Source organism: Yinghuangia sp. YIM S09857, assembly GCF_051388915.1.
Lineage (GTDB): Bacteria > Actinomycetota > Actinomycetes > Streptomycetales > Streptomycetaceae > Yinghuangia.
Genome location: NZ_JBPKBH010000008.1, coordinates 12,817 through 30,282 on the forward strand (window position 1 = coordinate 12,817; position 17,466 = coordinate 30,282).

General features: G+C 70.4%; 19 protein-coding genes. 8 read left to right on the forward strand and 11 right to left on the reverse strand.

The genetic code is table 11. From position 1 onward, the window contains the following. Positions 1–69: 69 nt before the first annotated feature. Positions 70–657, reverse strand: coding sequence for a hypothetical protein (locus tag ACRX5S_RS18550; protein WP_436774084.1), 588 nt, complete (start codon positions 655–657; stop codon positions 70–72). A 164-nt stretch (positions 658–821) separates the two neighbouring features. Here ACRX5S_RS18550 and ACRX5S_RS18555 point away from each other — a divergent pair, with 164 nt between their 5' ends. Then, a complete protein-coding gene (locus ACRX5S_RS18555) occupies positions 822–1,328 on the forward strand; it encodes a SigE family RNA polymerase sigma factor (RefSeq protein ID WP_436774085.1) in 507 nt (168 codons plus the stop codon). Between the two features lie 20 nt (positions 1,329–1,348). After that, positions 1,349–2,209, forward strand: a complete 861-nt coding sequence (locus ACRX5S_RS18560; RefSeq protein WP_436774086.1) for a hypothetical protein — start codon at positions 1,349–1,351, stop codon at positions 2,207–2,209. A gap of 73 nt (positions 2,210–2,282) precedes the next feature. Here the strand turns inward: ACRX5S_RS18560 and ACRX5S_RS18565 are convergent, their stop codons facing one another. The 3 genes from ACRX5S_RS18565 to ACRX5S_RS18575 are packed head-to-tail and all read right to left on the reverse strand — an operon-like array spanning position 2,283 to position 4,944. Continuing rightward, a complete protein-coding gene (locus ACRX5S_RS18565) occupies positions 2,283–2,870 on the reverse strand; it encodes a hypothetical protein (protein WP_436774087.1) in 588 nt (195 codons plus the stop codon). 2 nt (positions 2,871–2,872) lie between these two features. Continuing rightward, on the reverse strand, positions 2,873–4,504 hold the full coding sequence (locus ACRX5S_RS18570; RefSeq protein ID WP_436774088.1) for an alpha/beta hydrolase: 1,632 nt from the start codon (positions 4,502–4,504) through the stop codon (positions 2,873–2,875). A gap of 11 nt (positions 4,505–4,515) precedes the next feature. Next, positions 4,516–4,944, reverse strand: a complete 429-nt coding sequence (locus tag ACRX5S_RS18575; protein WP_436774089.1) for a hypothetical protein — start codon at positions 4,942–4,944, stop codon at positions 4,516–4,518. Positions 4,945–5,177: 233 nt separating this feature from the next. Here ACRX5S_RS18575 and ACRX5S_RS18580 point away from each other — a divergent pair, with 233 nt between their 5' ends. The 4 genes from ACRX5S_RS18580 to ACRX5S_RS18595 all read left to right on the forward strand — a co-directional run bounded on the left by ACRX5S_RS18580 (position 5,178) and on the right by ACRX5S_RS18595 (position 8,363). Beyond that, on the forward strand, positions 5,178–5,699 hold the full coding sequence (locus ACRX5S_RS18580; protein WP_436774090.1) for a SigE family RNA polymerase sigma factor: 522 nt from the start codon (positions 5,178–5,180) through the stop codon (positions 5,697–5,699). Next, a complete protein-coding gene (locus ACRX5S_RS18585) occupies positions 5,696–6,901 on the forward strand; it encodes a hypothetical protein (RefSeq protein WP_436774091.1) in 1,206 nt (401 codons plus the stop codon). Before ACRX5S_RS18580 ends, ACRX5S_RS18585 begins: the two co-directional genes overlap by 4 nt. Before the next feature lie 123 nt (positions 6,902–7,024). Further along, the gene (locus ACRX5S_RS18590; protein WP_436774092.1) at positions 7,025–7,600 is read left to right on the forward strand and encodes a hypothetical protein; all 576 of its coding nucleotides are present in this window, start codon (positions 7,025–7,027) and stop codon (positions 7,598–7,600) included. A 70-nt stretch (positions 7,601–7,670) separates the two neighbouring features. After that, positions 7,671–8,363, forward strand: a complete 693-nt coding sequence (locus tag ACRX5S_RS18595) for an HhH-GPD-type base excision DNA repair protein (RefSeq protein ID WP_436774093.1) — start codon at positions 7,671–7,673, stop codon at positions 8,361–8,363. Positions 8,364–8,427: 64 nt separating this feature from the next. Here the strand turns inward: ACRX5S_RS18595 and ACRX5S_RS18600 are convergent, their stop codons facing one another. The 4 genes from ACRX5S_RS18600 to ACRX5S_RS18615 are packed head-to-tail and all read right to left on the reverse strand — an operon-like array spanning position 8,428 to position 11,924. Continuing rightward, entirely contained in the window at positions 8,428–9,501 is a 1,074-nt protein-coding gene (locus ACRX5S_RS18600) for an NAD(P)H-dependent flavin oxidoreductase (protein ID WP_436774094.1), read from the reverse strand. Further along, on the reverse strand, positions 9,498–10,280 hold the full coding sequence (locus ACRX5S_RS18605; RefSeq protein WP_436774095.1) for a CoA-transferase subunit beta: 783 nt from the start codon (positions 10,278–10,280) through the stop codon (positions 9,498–9,500). Before ACRX5S_RS18605 ends, ACRX5S_RS18600 begins: the two co-directional genes overlap by 4 nt. After that, on the reverse strand, positions 10,277–11,149 hold the full coding sequence (locus ACRX5S_RS18610; RefSeq protein ID WP_436774096.1) for a CoA transferase subunit A: 873 nt from the start codon (positions 11,147–11,149) through the stop codon (positions 10,277–10,279). Before ACRX5S_RS18610 ends, ACRX5S_RS18605 begins: the two co-directional genes overlap by 4 nt. Before the next feature lie 16 nt (positions 11,150–11,165). Next, entirely contained in the window at positions 11,166–11,924 is a 759-nt protein-coding gene (locus ACRX5S_RS18615; RefSeq protein WP_436774097.1) for an enoyl-CoA hydratase family protein, read from the reverse strand. Between the two features lie 268 nt (positions 11,925–12,192). On the opposite strand from ACRX5S_RS18615, the gene ACRX5S_RS18620 reads away from it, so the two are divergent. Both ACRX5S_RS18620 and ACRX5S_RS18625 read left to right on the forward strand, forming a co-directional pair. Then, positions 12,193–12,996, forward strand: a complete 804-nt coding sequence (locus tag ACRX5S_RS18620; RefSeq protein ID WP_436774098.1) for an SDR family oxidoreductase — start codon at positions 12,193–12,195, stop codon at positions 12,994–12,996. A 4-nt stretch (positions 12,997–13,000) separates the two neighbouring features. Further along, positions 13,001–13,648, forward strand: a complete 648-nt coding sequence (locus tag ACRX5S_RS18625) for a TetR/AcrR family transcriptional regulator (RefSeq protein ID WP_436774099.1) — start codon at positions 13,001–13,003, stop codon at positions 13,646–13,648. A gap of 169 nt (positions 13,649–13,817) precedes the next feature. Here ACRX5S_RS18625 and ACRX5S_RS18630 read toward each other — a convergent pair whose 3' ends face one another. The 3 genes from ACRX5S_RS18630 to ACRX5S_RS18640 all read right to left on the reverse strand — a co-directional run. Further along, positions 13,818–15,071, reverse strand: coding sequence for a hypothetical protein (locus tag ACRX5S_RS18630; protein WP_436774100.1), 1,254 nt, complete (start codon positions 15,069–15,071; stop codon positions 13,818–13,820). After that, positions 15,068–16,738, reverse strand: a complete 1,671-nt coding sequence (locus tag ACRX5S_RS18635) for a sigma-70 family RNA polymerase sigma factor (protein ID WP_436774101.1) — start codon at positions 16,736–16,738, stop codon at positions 15,068–15,070. Before ACRX5S_RS18635 ends, ACRX5S_RS18630 begins: the two co-directional genes overlap by 4 nt. Before the next feature lie 153 nt (positions 16,739–16,891). Beyond that, positions 16,892–17,466 (reverse strand): CAP domain-containing protein (locus ACRX5S_RS18640; protein ID WP_436774102.1); only part of this gene is annotated, 575 nt, incomplete at its 5' end.

Sequence of the window (17,466 nt, forward strand, 5' to 3'; positions counted from 1 at the left end):
CGGCGCATTGTGGTGGCGCTGTGTCGTGCCACGCGCTCGTGTCCCGCGGCGATGCTCGTACCTGCCCTGTCAGAGCTTGCCTTCGAGCAGGACGGTGCGGTGCCCGCCCAGGCGGCTTGAGAGTTCCACGACGAACTCGGGTCGCAGCGCGGGCCAGTTCCAGAACGTGAAGCCGAGATGGCCGAACGCGAAGTAGTCGTCGGCCCAGATCCACGTGTGCACGCGAGCCGTCCGGCCGCAGGACGGGCACGCGACGGGCTCGTCGTAGTCGTCGGCCCAGGACTCCGTCGCGTCCGCGAACAGGTCCCACGTTTCTTCGACGGGCGACCAGTACTCGTCGACGAGGCGCATCTCAACCGCGCAGTGCGGGCAGGTGACTGCCGAAGGTTCGCCCTGCCCGGCATCGAAGACCGTGCGCTCCACGGTGACGTGCAGGCCGTTGCTCCACACGTCGACCAGTTCGGGATCCGGATCCACGACGGCTTCGCCGTGACGCGCACCTGGCGCGTGCCCGGCGTCGGCGCCGAGGACGCAGTCGGTACGTTCCGCCGAGACGATGCCGTCCGAGATCAGCCAAGCGAGTACGTTCGCGGCGAGCTCCTGCGCCTCCTCCGGGGTGGCCTCGGTGTCGACGATCGTCTGGAACCAGTCGCCCATGATCTCCCCTTCATTGCCGGTGCCTTCGTACCGTACGTCTCCCTTCGCGCGACCAAACGACACGGGACTCACTCGTCCAGTCGTGCCGGACGCAACATTTGGACGGGGTGGGTCCGTCCTTTCGATGAGCCGGGTGAGCCGCACAGGAGGGGCTGATCGTCGGGATGAGAGCCGAGAATGACAGTGCGTTCGACGCGTTCGTGGTCGCGCGCGGAGCTGCGCTGCGGCGCACCGCGTACCTGCTGTGCGGCAATTGGCACACCGCCGAGGACCTGGTGCAGACGGCGTTCACCAAGGTCTACGTGCGCTGGCACCGGATACGCGAGCCGGGGGCGCGGAACGAGTACGCGCGGCAGGTGCTCGTACGGTCGTACATCGACCTGACCCGCAAGCTGTCGCACGGCGAATCGCCGACCGGCACGCTGCCCGACACCCCGGCGCGCGGCCCGGGCGATCCGGACACCCAGATGTCACTGATGGCCGCGCTCGCGCGGGTCTCGCCCGCCTACCGCGCCGTGCTGGTGCTGCGGTTCTGGGAGGACCAGAGCATCGAACAGACCGCCGCGCTGCTCGACAAAAACTCGGGCGCGGTGCGCTCGGCCACCACCCGCGGGCTCGACCAGCTCCGCGCGATCCTCGGCGACCAGATCGCCGAACTGACGCACTCGTGACGCCCGGAGGAGGCGACCCCATGGTCCGCGAAGAGGAACTGCACGATCTGTTCACGCGCGCGCTGCCCGGGCCGGGCGAGGAACCCGACCTGCCGGACTTCCGTCCGATCGCCAAGCGCGAGGGACGCCGTCTGCGGCGGCGCCGGCGCGTCGCCGCCGGTGTCGGCGCGCTCGCGGTCGGCGCCGTCGTGGCGGGGTCGGTCACGTCCGGGACCTGGCTGCCACACGACGCGACAACGCAGGTGGCGGCGGGCCCGGGCGCGCCGACCACGGGCACGAGCGGGCCCCCGGCCCCGACTTCGCCGCCCACCCTCGTTGCGGAGCCTCCCGTGACGCGGCCATCCGCGAACCCGTCCGTCCCGACCGCACCACCCGAGAACACCCGCGACAACGGTCCCGAAGTGCGGCTGCTGACCGTCCTCCGCGAGCAGTTGGTGTTCGGGGTCACGAGCATCGACTTCGATCCGTCGACCGACGACGCAACCTACATCGTGGCCTTCGACGACGGCACGAAACTCCGTATCACCGGCACCGGACTTGCCGTCGCGAACTACTGGACCCTGCCCACGGTGGAGTGCGGACACCCCGCGACCTCCCCGGGCGGCCCGGGCGGCGCACAACCCGGCTGCGATCGGCGGACACTGCCGCAGGGCGGGCTGACGGTAGCCGAGCAGTACACAGACCCCGCGAGCGGGATCTCGGCGTCGTGGCTGAGCATCAGGACGGCACAGGGCAGCCAACGCTTCCTGGCGTCCTCCTCGATGCCCGAGGCCGGCTCCCCCGCCGCGGAACCGCTCACCGCCGACCAGTTGTTCGTGCTGGCGTCCAACCCGGACGTGATGCAGGCATTGGAGAGCCTGACGTACAACCAGCGCTGGTAGCCACCGCACGTGGCCCCGTCGGCTCGCCCAGCGGCCACGACGCCGCTGGGCGCGGCTTGCCGTAGCACTTGGCTCAGAGGTAATTCAGCGGCGTCGGCTGCAAGGGCACGAAGCAGGGTGAGAACACCCACACCTCCATCCAATCCTTCGAAGCCGTCGCCTGCACGATGTACTTGAACCCGTCGCGCGGATCCCTGGCCCGCAGATACGCCGCCGGCTGCCCGTCGGCCCCGTTGCGGGTCTCAAGGATCTCCAGCCCCCGCTGCTCAAGATCGGCGCGCAGCCGAACCGTCGCAGCCCGTTGATCGGCTTCCGGAACACCCGCGCCCACACTGAAAAACAGGCTCCGCGGGCCGCTCTCATCGGCGATTTCGCCCTTGGCCCCCTCGCACGGCGACTCATTGCCCCGCGGATCCCGTCCGGGCCCCTGCGCCCCCAACGCATTCATGACCGCCGCCGCATGCCGCTCTGCGGACGCCCGCACGGCCACCGGATCCAGGCGCGGAGCCTGCTTCTTGGGATCAGCCGACATGCCACACCCTCCGACGAACAACGCCACAACGACGACAGCGATGGCAAGACGAAACCTCGGCTTCCGCCCCCGCCGACTCACCAGATTCGCCATGCACAGATCCCGCACCTTCGGCAAGTCTCCGCGCATGCCTAGCTCCTCGGCATTTCGCCGTGTTCCAGCACCGGCCGCTTGGACGGGTCCGGATTGTTGTACTGCCCCACGACCACCTTCGCCTGATTGTCCAGGCTGACACTGCCCTCGTTCCAGTAATCGCTGTGGCCGCTGCCGTCCGTTGTGGTGATGTTGCCTCCGAAGTCGGTCTGCGTCGGAACCACGCGGTCGACGCCATCGCTCAAACTGAAGTCCCATCCACCGTGAATCGGCCCACCAACATTGGGAACGATGTCCCCCTGCGCTTCCTGCGCCCACACATGCCTGGGGTCGATGTTCAGGTCATCGGCACTGTCCACATGCATGCCGGGGCTGCCCGCGACGACGATGTCGTCCACCGCGAGCCCATCGCCCTTGCGGGCCGCGTCCCCGATCAACGTGGAGCCGTACGAGTGCCCGATGACGGTGACGTGTTGGTCGGGGCCGCCGTTGGCCCGGGCCCCGTCGAGGTACGCGTCGAGTCTCGGTGCGCCGGCCTCGGAGTAATGGTCCTGCGTCGCGGCAGGGATGTTGTCCGGGGCGTCGTAGTCGACCCAGACGACGGTCGCCACATCCCCGGCGGTATCCGGCGTCAGTCGGTCGCTGGCCCGCTGGAGATTCGTCGCACGACCCAGGTCGTGGAGTTCCCCGCCCGTGGAACCCGTCCCCGGCACGTACACGGCCACGTGCTTGGCGGTGTCCGGATTTCCGATCGAGTACACGACCTTGCCCTGGTCCGCTCCGTCGATCTTGATCAGCAACAGCTGCTCCGTGGGAGGCCGGTTCTGGTTCTGGGCCAATTGGTCGCGGATCTTCTGAAGGTGCGTCAATTCAGCGGCGCTTTCGAACTGTTCCTTGGGGCCCAGGATGGGGTTCGACTGCAAATAGGCGATCCGCTGGTTCACAAAGTCGCGATTGGCCTGGTCGCGAATCGAAGTCGGGAGGCCGTCCGTGCTGCCGACCTCGTGCGGGTACAGCTTGAGGTAGACGTCGCGCTGCTCCTGCGTGAGGTTCGCCCACCAGGCCGGCACCGCGGCAGGGTCCTTCGGGATGAACGCCGGGTTGACGCCCTCCGCCAGCCCGACCGCGGTACGCGAGCCGGAGTTGAAGGAGTTCATCGGAGCGTCCTTGGTACCGCCCCAGTTCACATTGGCGAGCAGTGTGGAGGCGGCGTACGCGTCGCTGTCGACCGCACGCTGGACGATGCGTCCGATCCGATCGGCCAGCGCGGTGGCGTCGGCCTTCATGCTCGCCGCCTGGGAGTCGCTGTCGGTCTGCCAGCCCACGCCGCCGTCCGGCTTGACCGTGAACCCCTTGGCGTGGGCCTCACCGTAGACGACCATCAGATCCGCCTTGCAGGACGCCAGGCCGGTGTGCGCGGCGCGGAGTATGGAGGCGTTCGCGGCGGCCTCGACGCGGGCGGCCTCCAGTTGGTCCGCGAACATGTTGAGGTGGGCAAGTGCCGTCTCGGCGTCCTTACCCACCCACGTCCCGGTGCTGAGCGGTGCGACCACGTCGCGCCGGCAGCGCGACTCGTCTCCCGACATCGCCTGGACCAGCTTCTCCCAGGCGGCGGCGGTACTTTCCAAGGCGGACAGGTCCAGGTCCGCCAGGTCCTTCGGTGTGAGCATGACGTCCCCCGTCAGATGACCGTGATGGTGTCGGTGGCGGTCTGTTCTCCCTTCTCCCATTCGTTGGCGGTGTCGTGGAGATCGCCGATGTGCTCGTCCATGAGACCGGTCAACTGCTTGAGTTTTTCGCCCCAGCGCACTTGCACCTGTTCCAGGGCCTTGCCTAACTCGAAGCTCTTGGACACCCGTTCATCCGCCGTGGCGTTGATCGCGGCCGACATGTCCGTGTTCAGTTCCGCCTTGAGCACCAGCAACGCCTGTGCGGAGGTGTGCAGTTCGTGGGCGGTGACACGGACCAGGCCCGCAGGGCCCGTCGCGGTGGATCCCGGGGCGGAGGCCAGTCGTGTTTCCGTCGCGGACGCCGGCTCGGCGGGTGGGTCCTTGAGATTGCCGTTGTCGTCGAACAACCAGGCGTCGAGTATCGGGTCGGGTCCTGCCATGGCTCCCCTCGCGGCTTGGGTGCGGGGGGTGCGCGACTCACGGACACAGCGTCGAGCCCGGCTCGGTCGAGCCCCCCGCGGCTCGGTCGTGCGCGTTGTCTGTGTTGCGTTGGCTGGAGCGTAGCGCGCCGTCCGGTCGCCGCTTGTCCGAACTCGTCAGCGCCCCGACTCAGCACTTCGCCGCGCGATCGCGTTCTTCCTTACAGAGGGACTCGGCAGGAAGGGACGACCGGATGGGTTTCGACGAGTTCGCGGCGGCGCGGCTGCCCGCTCTGTTGCGGTACGCCTTCGTGCTGTGCGGAGACCGGGAATTGGCCCGGGACATGACGCAGGAGGTGTTGGCGCGGGCCCTGGTCAAGTGGCCGCGGATCGAGCGGACCGACCGTCCGGACGCGTACGTGCGGACCATGCTCACCAACGAATTCCTGTCGCTGCGCCGCCGGAAGGCGGTGGCCACGGTCGCTATGACGTACGAACACCTCGACGGTCCCGGTGCACCGGCCGTCGACGCCGCGCACGCCATCAGCGACCGCGCGGAGCTCTGGCAGCACCTCGGCAGACTGCCGCGCCGCCAGCGGGCCGTGCTCGTCCTGCGCTACTACGAGGACCTCTCCGACATCGAGATAGCGGACGTACTCGGCTGTCGGCCCTCGACCGTCCGCAGTCACGCGACACGGGCGCTGGCCACGCTCCGCGTCGGACTGACCAACGTGAAGGCACCGGTTCTCGCGGTACGGGACGGAGACGGCTCTTGAGCACCTACGACATCGACGAACTCCGGCAGGCCATGGCCGACGGCGCGGACGGCGCGCCCGACGCGCTCGGTGTGCTGGCCGCCGCGCACGAGGCGGCCGCGCGGCGGCGGCGCAGGCGGCGTACGTACCAGGCCACAGCTGTGGTGGCGGCCCTTGCCGCCGTCGCGGTGGCCGTGCCGACCACGCTCGACGCGTGGGTCGACGGCGGTCCCACGAAAGACTCGGGACCGGCGGCGGACGCCGCGAACGGCCTCGGTGTGCAGCTCACCCTGCGGCCGAACGACAGGTCCAACGCCATGCTGATCGCTGCGGGGACGACGACGCAGCACATGGAGATCCGCGGCAACGGCAGCAGCCCGAACGGCCGCCCCTCGGGTACCGCCACCCTGTACGCGCCGGGCGCGTTCGACCCGTCCCAGGTGCTCACGGGCGAGCGGGTCACCGTCAACGGCCACCTCGCGTACTACCTCCCCGGAGGCGCCCCGGTGGTGCCGACGGGCCATCCCGACACTCCCGAGGGCGCGCGGTCCGTGGCGGGTCAGATCACGACTGATCCGCTGGTCGCGTGGGAGGCGGCACCCGGGCATTGGGTGACCGTCAGGGCGTTCTTCTCGGAGCCCGTCGAGGAGGTGCTGTGGCTGGCCGGACTGGTCGAGGTCGAGGCGCCGACGCTGCCGCCGTCCCCGTTCTACCTCGGCTACCTGCCCGCCGACCTCGTCGCGCAGGGCACGCTGACGCACGGCACGCGCGCGTCTCTCGCCTTCGGCACGGCGGCGCGGCCGCTGGGGGGCAACTGGGGCAGCCTCGGCATGCCGGACTTCAACGAGACCCTGCTGATCGACGCCATGGCGGTCACTCCCGAGACCTTGCCCGGGTATCAGGCACGTATGGCACAGGCCGGTCCGCCGACGAAGTTGGGCCCGTACGACGCCTGGTACACCACCGAGGCGGAAACGGATCCGCCACCCACGTCGACCGCTATGCCGCGTGACATGGTCGAAGTCCCCTTCGCCAGGACCCTGCCCAACAGCGCAACTCCCGGCGAGGGCGCGAGCCTCACCATCATGACCCCGAACTGCCACGTGGAGTTCTCGGTGGCCGACAAGAACCTCATCCCCCGCGCCGAACTCGAAAAGATCGCCCTCGCCACCGACTTCAAGGACTGCACCAACCCCACAACCTGGGTCCGGCCCCTCCCCTGACCCGCCGAGACCCCGGCAGCGGGCACCGCGGCACCACCGCCCGCTGCCGGACGTCCTCCCGCAACCGTCACAAGATCACAACGCCCCCGGCGTCCCGCCGTTGATGCGCAGCAAACTCCGAGGATGGCGACCACACGTCGGAGACCCGCGGCCTACCAACTGCACGAAGGCCGAACGTGGAAGAACGCGTTTGGATTCGTCTTCGGACTTGTCGGCGGAGGTGTTTGCGTTCCAGCCGCGCGCAGCCTCGGCGGGATCGCCGCCGTGGCCTTCTTCCTGGCCATGGCGGGCGTCTTCGGCACACAGCTCTTCCGCCGCGGAACAACCCTCCGCATGGACGAACACGGCCTGACCGAGCGAATTCCCGTCCAGCCCAGGGAGCGTCGGACGGACCTCGCGTGGCACGAGGTCCAGGCCGTGGTCCTGTTCAAGCTTGGAATCAGTGACTACATAGGCGTGGTGCCCGTCCCCGGTGTGCTGCCGCCTTGCCCGCCGATGCCGTACTTCGGTGGACGATTCCGGACCTTTCCTTCGGGCGTTTCCCTGACGTTCCTCCTGGACGGCCATCTCCCCAGGCTCCGGCGACTGGCCAAGATCCTGGGCGAGGTCGCGCCGCGCGTGGCGGTGGTCGACATCCGCCGGACGAGACCTGTCGTACATCGACCGGGAGACGGGGCGTACCTGCGCACTCTGCGGTGACGCGGGCGACCTCGGGCCGCGGTGGGCGCGTCGCGTGGCGGGGGGTGGGGGGTGTCGGGAAAATGGAGGGATGACCACGACGATCCGTCTTGCCCAGGACCCCGAGGCCGACGCGTTGCTGGCGCGCAGTCCGCTGGCCGCGCTGGTGGGGATGCTGCTCGACCAGCAGATCCCGATGGAGTGGGCCTTTGCGGGGCCGTACACCCTCGCGCGGCGGATGGGTGCGGACGGCCTGGACGCGCACGAGATCGCCGCGTACGACCCGGAGGCCTTCGCGGCGCTCATGTCCGAGAAGCCCGCGGTGCACCGCTACCCCGGCTCGATGGCCAAGCGCGTACAGCAGTTGTGCCAGTACCTCGTCGAGAACTACGACGGCGACGCGGCCGCGGTGTGGAAGGGCGTCAAGACCGGCGAGGAGCTGTTCGGACGCCTGAGCGAACTCCCCGGCTATGGCACCCAGAAGGCGCAGATCTTCACCGCCCTCCTCGGCAAGCAGTACGGCGTGAAGCCGAAGGGCTGGCGCGAGGCGGCCGGAGCGTACGGCGAACAAGGCTCCTTCCGCTCGGTGGCCGACATCACCGGCCCGGACTCCCTGGAAAAGGTGCGCGCCACCAAGCAGGAAGCCAAGAAGGCGGCCAAGGAAGCCAAGGCCGCCCCCGCGAAGAAAACCACCGCGAAGAAGGCGACCGCCAAGAAGACCCCGGCAAAAAAGGCCCCGGCAAAGCAAGCCACCGCCAAGAAGGCCACGCGGAAGAAGAAGTGACGCACGCCGAACGACGAGGGCCCGTACCGGAGTTCCGGTACGGGCCCTCGGGTGTGACCGGGGGTCAGGCTTCCAAATCGCGGAGGATTTCGGTGGCCTGGGCGGTGATCCGGGTGATCAGTTCTTCGCAGGTGGGGAGGTCGTCGATGACGCCTACCACCTGGCCGGAGGCCATGACGCCCAGGTCGGGGCGGCCGTCGACCATCGCGGCCTTCAGGAGCATGGGGGTGTTGGCGGCCATGAGGACCTGGGGCCAGGTGAGGCCCTGGGACTTCTTCATGGCCAGGCCCTCGCGGACCATGTCCTTGAGCGGGGTGCGCGAAAGCTTCTGGAACTTCAGCGCGTTGGAGATCGCACGCGGGTAGCGGGCGACGACCGAGCGTTGTTCCAGGCGCTTGACGAAGTCGGTCGCGAGGACGCGGTGCGGGACGCCGTCGACCTCCTTGGAGACGACGGTGCCGTTGACGTCGGTCGCGAGGTAGACCTCCTTGACCGCGAGGCCCACGGGGCTGTCACTGGTCAGCAGGAAGCGCGTACCCATCGCGATGGCGTCCGCGCCGTAGGCCAGCGCCGCGACGAGGCCGCGACCGTCGAAGAAGCCGCCGGCCGCGATGACGGTGACGTCCGTGTCCTTCAGCACGTCGGTGACCTGCGGCAGGAGCAGCGTGGTCGGGATGGAGCCGGTGTGGCCGCCGCCCTCGCCGCCCTGCACGATGACGCCGTCGACGCCCCACTCGGCGACCTTCTGCGCGTGCCGCTTGGCACCGATGGACGGCACCACCAGCATGCCGAGGTCGTGCGCGCGCTTGATCAGGTCCTTCTTGGGGGCCTGCGCGAACGACGCGACCTTGATGCCCTCGCGGCCCATCAGCTCGATGCGTTCGGCCGCGTCCGGCGCGTCGGCGCGCAGGTTGACCGCGAACGGCTTGCTCGTGGCCTTCTTGACCTGCGCGATGGCGGCGACGAGTTCGTCGTACGTCATGGTCGCGGACGCCAGGATGCCCAGGCCGCCCGCCTCCGCCGTGGCCGCGACGAGCTTGGGGTACGAGACGTACCCCATGCCCGTCTGCACGATCGGGTACTGGACGCCGAACTTCTCGGTGAAGCCGTTCTTCAGCGCGGGGTGCGGTGCCGTCATGCCGGGACCTCGCGCAGCCGCATGCCGCGCGGGTCGATGACCTCGCGGATCAGGCGCAGTTCGTCGTCGTTCGGCAGACGCGTCTCGGGGACGTCGGCCGGGACGACCAGCTCGAAGCCGGTGTTGGAGACGACCTCGTCGACCGTGACGCCCGGGTGCACCGACGCGAGGCGCATGGTGGCCGGGGCGCCGTCGACCGACACGAAGTCGAGCACGCCGAGGTTGGTGACGACGCGGCGCACCTCGTGGAAGCGGGCGGCCTTGCCGACCTGCGCGGCGCGGTCGTACCCGATGCAGGACACCATGTCGACGGCAGCCGTCAGCACGCGCGCGGAGTGCTTGGGGATCCAGTAACTGGTGGTGTGGTTGATCGTGTTGCCCGGCCCGCCGCGCGAACCCAGCACCTGGCGCTTGGGCTTGGCCCAGTCGCCGATCGCCGAGATGTTGGCGTTGCCGTGCGCGTCGATCTGCACCGGGCCCATCATGACGTGCCGGCGCCCGGAGGCGAGCACGTCGAGGACCTGGCGGTACGGGATCCACCCGACGGCCGCGAATTCGTCCGGCTTGGCGCCGAGCCGGTGGGTGCCCTCGAAGAACAGCGACTCGCCGTTGGAGAGCACGAGGTCGGGCTCGAAGGTCGCGCGGGCCAGGCGGGCGCCGATGGTCGGGACGGTGCCCATCGGCGAGCCGATGATCTCGCCGTCACCGCGGAAGCACTCGGCGACCGCCACGACGCAGACGTCGGCGCGGGTCACCTCGGTGGCCGTGTCGGTGGTCACTTGGCATTCTCCTCACGGAACTTCGCGACCTCGGCCTGGTACGCGGCCTCGTCGGCGGCCTTCAGGAAGCGCGCCTCGAAGGCGGCCCACTGCTCGGGGTCGCCCGCGGCCATCGCGTACGCCTTCTGGAAGGCCTCGTCGCGGCCGTACTCCGGCGGGCACTCGGTGAAGTGCGCGCCGTTGGGGGTCTCGACGACGCCGGCGGTCATGTAGCGGTGGAGGACCAGCGTGTGGAAGCAGCCGGCCTCCTTCAGCAGGTCCTCGCTGGAGACGACGCGCTCGGCGGAGACGTACGCCTTGTCGGCGGCCAGGCAGAACAGGTCGTCCATGAACTGGTCCGGCCCGGTCAGCGCGGCGTTGCCCTTCTCGTCCGCGACGTTGGCGTGCACGAGGGCGACGTCGAGGTTGAGCGCGGGCATCGCGACCAGTTCCTCGCCGTCCTCGTACGGCGACGCGACGGTCTTCAGGTGCGGCGACACCTTGAGGATGTCCGAGCCCAGGCCCGCCCGGGTGGGCAGGAAGGGCAGGCGCTGCGCGGCGGCGCGCAGGCCGCTGAGGAACATGCCCTCGTCGTACTCCACCGCCTCCACGAGCCCGTTCTCGCGCACGTGGCGGAAGTTGGGCTCCAGCGGGATCGAGTCGAGCGACACGAACGCGTACACGAGCTTCTTGGCCTTGCCGGCGCGCGCGAGGAGGCCGACGTCCGGGCCGCCGTACGCGACGACCGTGAGGTCCTTGAGGTCGGACCGCAGGATGGCGCGGACCAGGGCCATCGGCTTGCGCCGCGAGCCCCAGCCGCCGATGCCGACGGTCATGCCGTCGGAGAGCTGGGCGACGACCTCTTCGGGCGTCATGCGCTTGTCAGCCACGTGGATTCCCTCTCCCCTACTTCGAGGTGTCCGCGTCGCGGCCCTCGACGAACGCGTCGCGCAGTTCGTCGGAGACGCCGGTCAGGTTGAGTTCGAAGGTGAAGCCCTGCTCGTAGCGGTACGAGCGCTTCACGTCGACCGGGTCGATGCCGTTCAGCGAGGCCTTCGCGGCCCGGATGACCGTCGGGGACTTCGCGGCGATGTTGCGCGCCACCTCGAAGGCCGTCTCCACGAGCTTGTCGCGGTCCACCAGCTTGTAGACCGAGCCGTACGCGTGCAGCTCGGACGCCGGGGCGTTCTCGCTCGTGTAGACCATCTGGCGCATGCGGTGCTGCGGCACCAGGCGGGCCAGGTGGGTGGCCGCGCCGAGCGCGCCGCGGTCGACCTCGGGGAGGCCGAAGAACGCGTCGTGGCTCGCGACGATGATGTCCGCGTTGCCGACCAGGCCGATGCCGCCGCCGACGCAGAAGCCGTGCACGGCCGCGATGACCGGGACCTCGCAGTCGTAGACCGCGGCGAACGCCTCGTAGCAGCCCTTGTTCGCGCCGACGAGCGCGTCGTGGCCGGTGGTGTTCTGCATCTCCTTGATGTCGACGCCGGCGTTGAAGCCACGTCCCTCGGCGCGGAGCACGACGGCCCGCACCTGCGGGTCGCGGCTCGCGGCGCGCATCTTGTCGGCGAGCTCGAACCAGCCGGCGACGTCGAGGGCGTTGACCGGGGGTGCGTCGAGCACCACCTCGGCGATGCCTTCGCGCACCTCGTAGCGGATAGCCATGGCAATCGGATCCATTCGGCCGCGGTGTCTGACCGGTGGTGACGGCACCTGTACCGGCTGCCCCGTGACGAGGCGTCATGTCCGGTCTGCCCTGGTTTGCCGAGGCATCCGACTACCCAGAGTGTGGTACATCACCATCCGATCTGACTGATCGTCAGATTTCTGCCACCATAGTTGACTCCTGACGGGCCGCGCCAGACGGGGCGGCCGTGGCCGACGACACCCTGCTCCACCATCATTCCGCCTCATTCCGTTGTGGGAGACCGCCATGACAGCAGCCGCCAACCCCCTGGACCTCACCGGTCGTGTCGTCCTCGTCACCGGGGGCGGCAAAGGGATCGGGAAGGCCATCACCGAGCGCTTCCTGAGCGCGGGCGCCGACGTGGTGGTCTGCTCGCGATCGGAGCCGGAGGAACTGCCGAGCGCGGGCGGGCGTACCGCCGTGTACCACCCGGCGGACGTGCGCGACCCGGACACCGCCTTCGCGACCGTGGCGTTCATCGAGGAGAAGTTCGGCCGCCTGGACGTGCTCGTCAACAACGCGGGCGGGGCGCCGTTCACCGACGCGGCCACCGTCTCGCCGCGGTTCTCCAAGGCGATCATCGAGCTGAACCTGCTCGGCCCGCTGTATTTCGCGCAGGCCGCGCACCGTCTGATGACGGCTCAGGAAGGTGGCGGCTCCATCGTCAACATCAGCAGCGTCAGCGGCGTGCGCCCGTCCCCCGGCACCGCCGCGTACGGCGCCGCGAAAGCCGGGATGAACTCGCTGACCAAAACACTCGCCGTCGAATGGGCGCCGAAGATCCGCATGAACACGGTGATCGTCGGCCTGGTCAGGACCGAGCAGGCGCACCTGCACTACGGCGACGACGAGGGCATCGCCGCGGTCGGCGCGACCATTCCGCTCGGCCGAATGGCTGAACCTGACGATGTGGCAGATGCCTGTCTTTTCCTCGCGTCCCCGATGTCCGGCTACGTGAGCGGGGCAGAAATCCTCGTGCACGGAGGGGGAGAAATGCCAGCCTACCTCCGCGCCGCGAACAGCGAGTCCGATCATGCGCCCGTAAACTGACGCCATGACAGGACAAGTTCGCACCGTCGACGGCCGCGTCGCCGGGCGACGCGGCCAGGCGACCCGGCAGAAACTGCTGGACTGCCTGCGCGAGATGCTCGACACGTCGCCGTACCGGGACGTCAAGGTCATCGACGTCGCCCGGATGGCAGGCACCTCGCCGGCCACCTTCTACCAGTACTTCCAGGACGTCGAGAGCGCGATTCTCGAGATCGCGAACGACATGGCCAAGGACGGCCAGCGCCTCAAGGCGCTGACCGAGGACCAGGGTTGGAGCGGCAAGGGCGGGTACGCCGCCGCCGAGGCCCTGGTCGACGGCTTCCTGGAGTTCTGGCGGGAGTACGAGCCGATCCTCCGCGTCGTGGACCTGGCGTCCGCCGAGGGCGACAAGCGGTTCTACAAGGTCCGGCAGTCCATCCTCACCGCGGTGACCAACGGCCTCACCGAGGCCATCGAAGAGGTCCAGGCCAAGGGCAGGACGGGCGACGAGATCGCCCCGAACGCGATGGCCGGCACCCTCGTCGCCATGCTGGCGGCCGTCTCCGGCCACCAGAAGGGCTTCGAGACCTGGAAGATCAAGATGAAGGACGTGCGCCCGGCGCTGTCCACCCTCGTCTTCATGGGTATCACCGGCAAGAAGCCGCCGCGCTGACGCCCCGCCCCGGTCGGCTCCCCTGCAAAGGGAGCACCCTCCGGCCGGGGCGCCGCGGAGCCCCCGGTGCGTGAGATCTCCGAGCGGACGTACGACTGTGTACGTCCGCCACTTGCGTGCGCCCGCGTACCGGTCCGGGGGTGCGGCCGGTTCGGTGCCTCACTGCGGCTCAGTCCGTCACCGCGACCGCCGTCGTGAGCAACTCCGGGAGCGTCCCCGCGAAGTCGCCGAGCAGGTTGAGCGCGACGACCCACGCGTCGGGGTTGTCGCCGAGCACGGGGCGGGTCAGGGCGGCGACGGCCGACGGTACCGGGGCGTCCGGAGCGGCCGCCGGTGCGGCCAGCGCGTCCATCGGGAATCCCGGCGCCGCCAGCAGGCCGAGGGCGGTGCACGCGGGATCGCCCTCGCGCAGGATCACCGGCGGGGTCAGCAACCCGGAGTTGTAGTCCTCGCGCGCCCGAGCAAACGCCGAACTGTCGTCCAACCGGCCGAGCGACGGCGTCCTGCCGCGAAGCCCCCCGGCGGCCGACGTCCGAAGACGCGACGACTTGAGTGCCGCCCCCGGACCGCCCCGCGGCGGCACCGGGCGGAGTTCGTCCGGGCATCCCACCTGGCGGGCCAGAGCCTCGCGTACGAAGTCCGGCAGCGACTCGTGGCGGTGCGCGTCGACCACATACCCCCAGTCGAGCGCGTCGCGCGGGGCGTGCAGTTGCACGACCGCGTCGTCCGGCGTCCGACAACTGCGCAGGCGGTCCACGACGATGGGGGTACTCGACTCGAACGCGAGCGCGCGGCCCAGGCTCGCGGGGGCGAAGGGGTCGGCGAGAGCGTCGCGTACCGGCGCCGACAGTTCGCCGGTCACGTGCGGACGGGCCTTGCGCAGGGCCTGGGACGCCGCCTCGCGGCCGACGGTCCACAGCAGGCCCAGACAGCCACGCAGGACCACCGCGGGAAGCAGCGGCAGGAAATCGCCGTCGATCAGCCGCAGCGCCGCCGCGACGATCGCCGGGTCCTCGGACTCGACCGCGACGGACGCGCGCCGGGCCGTGTCCAGCAGCAGGGCGTTGCTGCGGGACAGCCCGCGCGGCACCACGTCGGCGTCAGGGACGTACGGCATGGCGGTCAGCATCGCCTCGCGGGGCGCCGCGGGATTGGCGAACAGGCGGGCGGCCAGGTCCGGTTCGGAGGAGGAGGCGCGGGCGGCCAGGGCGACCAGGTCGTCCGCCGAGGCCGCGGGGTTGCCGGCGACCAGGGCGCGGTCCGCGGCGGTGGCGTGCGTGAGGGCGAACTCGGCGAGGCCGGGGACGGGCCCGCCGCCGAGCAGCGCGTCGCGTACCTCGGTGGGCAGCCGCAGCAGGATCGGCACGTGCAGGCCGACGGGTGCCGAGGCCAGGAGCAGTGCGTGGGGGCTTGTTTCGCTCACGGTGCCGCCAGGACCTGCGTCCAGAGCATGCCGCGTGGGCCGGTGGCGGTACCGACACCCATATGGGTCATATCGCAGTCAAGCATGTTCTTGCGGTGGACGCTGCTGCCCATCCACTTCGTCACCGCCGAACTCGCGGTCGTGGGACCGAGGTTGAGGTTCTCGGACCACGCGGACCAGCGGTACCCGGCGGCGGTGATGCGGTCACCCGGGTCGGTGCCGTCCGGTGCCTTGTGGTCGAAGTAGCGGCGGGCGGCCATGTCCTGGGCGTGTTTCTGGGCCGCGCTGTGCAGCTTGGGATCGAGACGCACGGGCCCGCAACCGGCCTTCGCCCGCTCGGCGTTCACCAGATCGAGCACCTGCTGCTCCAGGCTCGGTGCGGTACGCGTCGGACTCGGCGAGGCGGAGGGGGACGCCGCGGGCGGCGGCGCGGCGGGCGGGGACGGCTCGGCGGCGGACGGAGCTGGGGCGGGGGCGACGGCCGGGGCGACGGCGGCGGGGGGTGGAGACGGGGCGGCATCGTCGTGTGACCCACCGTCAGGACGCAGCAGCACCACGGCGAGGACGAAGAGGATCGCCACGCCGACGGTGCCGCCGAAGGCTATGGGGCCGCGGTGGGGGACGTCGGTGGGGGCGGGGGTGCCGCTCTGGACGGCACTGTCGGCAGCGCTGTCGGCAGCGCTGTCGGCGGGGGTGTTGGTGGGGGTGTTGGTGGGAGCGGTTTCGGGGGCGGTTTCGGGGCGGGTCTCGGGGCCGCTGCCGGGGGCGGTTTCGGGGCCGCTCTCGATACCGTCTGCACCGCCGCCGTCGGCCGTGCCGCCGTCCGGACTGTGGTCGGCCGCGACGCCGGGGTCCGAACCGTCCCCCGCCACCTCGGGCAACTCCCCGTGCCCGGCGTCCCCGTACGCCATCGGTACGACCAACGGCACGCCCGCCAGCAGCCGTTCGGCGGGAACCAGGCCCTTCCCGTACGCCGCGCACGCCTCGCAGTCGCGCACGTGCCGGGCTATCCGCTTGCGCCACAGGCCCGACGGCTTGCCGTCCCAGGTCGACAGCACCGCCCCGAGTCCGGCGCAGCGCGGTTCGGCCGCGATCGCGCGTACGACTCCGCGGGCCGTCTCCAGTTGCGCCTTCATGCGCTGCACCCGCACTGCGGCGTGCTGCGCGGTGAGGCCGAGCGAGTCGGCGAGTTCGGCCCGGGTGAGGTCGCCCGCGGCCTCCAACCACCACAGGGCCAGCAGCGAACGGTCGTCCTCGTCGAGCCAGCGCGTCGCCTCCGCGACCTCGCGGCGCTGCCCCGACAGCCCCAGGCGCAGGATCGTCACGCCGACGAAGTCTGCCTGCGGATCCGGGACTTCGCGGGCCACGTCGAGGCCGGAAACAGCCTGTTTGTCGCGCGCGACGGCGCGGTCCCGCACCTGGTTCATGGCGATCGCGACCAGCCACGACCGGAAGCGGGCGGGGTCCCGCAGGTCGCCGAGCCCGTCGACGACGCGCAGCAGGGTCTCCTGCACGACGTCGTCGACGTCCGCGTGGCCGTCGAGCGCGCGTCCGACCACGTTGTAGACGAGCGGGAGGCACGCCGTGATCAGCGCGTCACGAGCCTCGATGTCGCCGGCCCGTGCGGCGGCGGCCAGCGCCGTCACATCGGGTATCTGCGCGCGCATGTGCCGTTCTACCTGTCCTTTGCGGGCGGGGAGACCGTGGTCGTTCCGCGAGAGGCTACGGGGTGGGGGCCGCCGGTGCGGAATCCGGGCCAAGGCCACGCGGCCGCGACCGGGAGCCGCGGTGTCGCCGCGGACGTGGTCGGTCCGTCGGTCTCAGCGAGACGCCCCGAAGTTCTGCGTCCACCACGGGCCGCCGGAGGCGATGTGCACGCCGACGCCGAGGTCCTTGAAGTCGCAGTTCAGGATGTTCGCGCGGTGGCCGGGGCTGTTCATCCAGGCGTCCATCACCGACTCGGGGGTCTGCTGGCCGCGGGCGATGTTCTCGCCCCAGGTGCTCCAGCGGTAGCCGGCCGCGGTGATGCGGTCGCCTGCACTGCCGCCTTCGGGACTGGTGTGCGAGAAGTAGTCGCGTGCCGCCATGTCCCTACTGTGCCCGAGTGCGGCGGCCTTCAGCTTGGGATCGTCGGAAAGCGGCCCGCAACCGGCTTGCGCCCGCTCGACGTTGGCGAGGCGTACGACTTCCGCCGCGTACTGGTCGGCCTTGCTCCCGCTCGGCGCCGCGGTGCCGGGCGGACGGGTGGTGGACGGCGGACGCGACGACGCGGTGGCCGAAGGCTTCGCACTCGTCGGGGACTTCGACGCGGAGGGGGACGAACTCGGCGAGGGCGACGGCGGCGGTGCGGAGGACGCCGGGGGCGCGGCGGAGGTGGACGCGGGGGGCGGCCCGG

Bases quoted from the DNA above. Each gene is read 5' to 3' on its own strand.
- ACRX5S_RS18635 (WP_436774101.1), bottom strand. From the start codon at position 16,738: ATGCGCGCGCAGATACCCGATGTGACGGCGCTGGCCGCCGCCGCACGG.
- ACRX5S_RS18600 (WP_436774094.1), bottom strand. From the start codon at position 9,501: ATGACGGCACCGCACCCCGCGCTGAAGAACGGCTTCACCGAGAAGTTC.
- ACRX5S_RS18625 (WP_436774099.1), top strand. From the start codon at position 13,001: ATGACAGGACAAGTTCGCACCGTCGACGGCCGCGTCGCCGGGCGACGC.
- ACRX5S_RS18550 (WP_436774084.1), bottom strand. From the start codon at position 657: ATGGGCGACTGGTTCCAGACGATCGTCGACACCGAGGCCACCCCGGAG.
- ACRX5S_RS18615 (WP_436774097.1), bottom strand. From the start codon at position 11,924: ATGGCTATCCGCTACGAGGTGCGCGAAGGCATCGCCGAGGTGGTGCTC.
- ACRX5S_RS18555 (WP_436774085.1), top strand. From the start codon at position 822: ATGAGAGCCGAGAATGACAGTGCGTTCGACGCGTTCGTGGTCGCGCGC.
- ACRX5S_RS18570 (WP_436774088.1), bottom strand. From the start codon at position 4,504: ATGCTCACACCGAAGGACCTGGCGGACCTGGACCTGTCCGCCTTGGAA.
- ACRX5S_RS18560 (WP_436774086.1), top strand. From the start codon at position 1,349: ATGGTCCGCGAAGAGGAACTGCACGATCTGTTCACGCGCGCGCTGCCC.
- ACRX5S_RS18590 (WP_436774092.1), top strand. From the start codon at position 7,025: ATGGCGACCACACGTCGGAGACCCGCGGCCTACCAACTGCACGAAGGC.
- ACRX5S_RS18620 (WP_436774098.1), top strand. From the start codon at position 12,193: ATGACAGCAGCCGCCAACCCCCTGGACCTCACCGGTCGTGTCGTCCTC.
- ACRX5S_RS18575 (WP_436774089.1), bottom strand. From the start codon at position 4,944: ATGGCAGGACCCGACCCGATACTCGACGCCTGGTTGTTCGACGACAAC.
- ACRX5S_RS18580 (WP_436774090.1), top strand. From the start codon at position 5,178: ATGGGTTTCGACGAGTTCGCGGCGGCGCGGCTGCCCGCTCTGTTGCGG.
- ACRX5S_RS18595 (WP_436774093.1), top strand. From the start codon at position 7,671: ATGACCACGACGATCCGTCTTGCCCAGGACCCCGAGGCCGACGCGTTG.
- ACRX5S_RS18565 (WP_436774087.1), bottom strand. From the start codon at position 2,870: ATGCGCGGAGACTTGCCGAAGGTGCGGGATCTGTGCATGGCGAATCTG.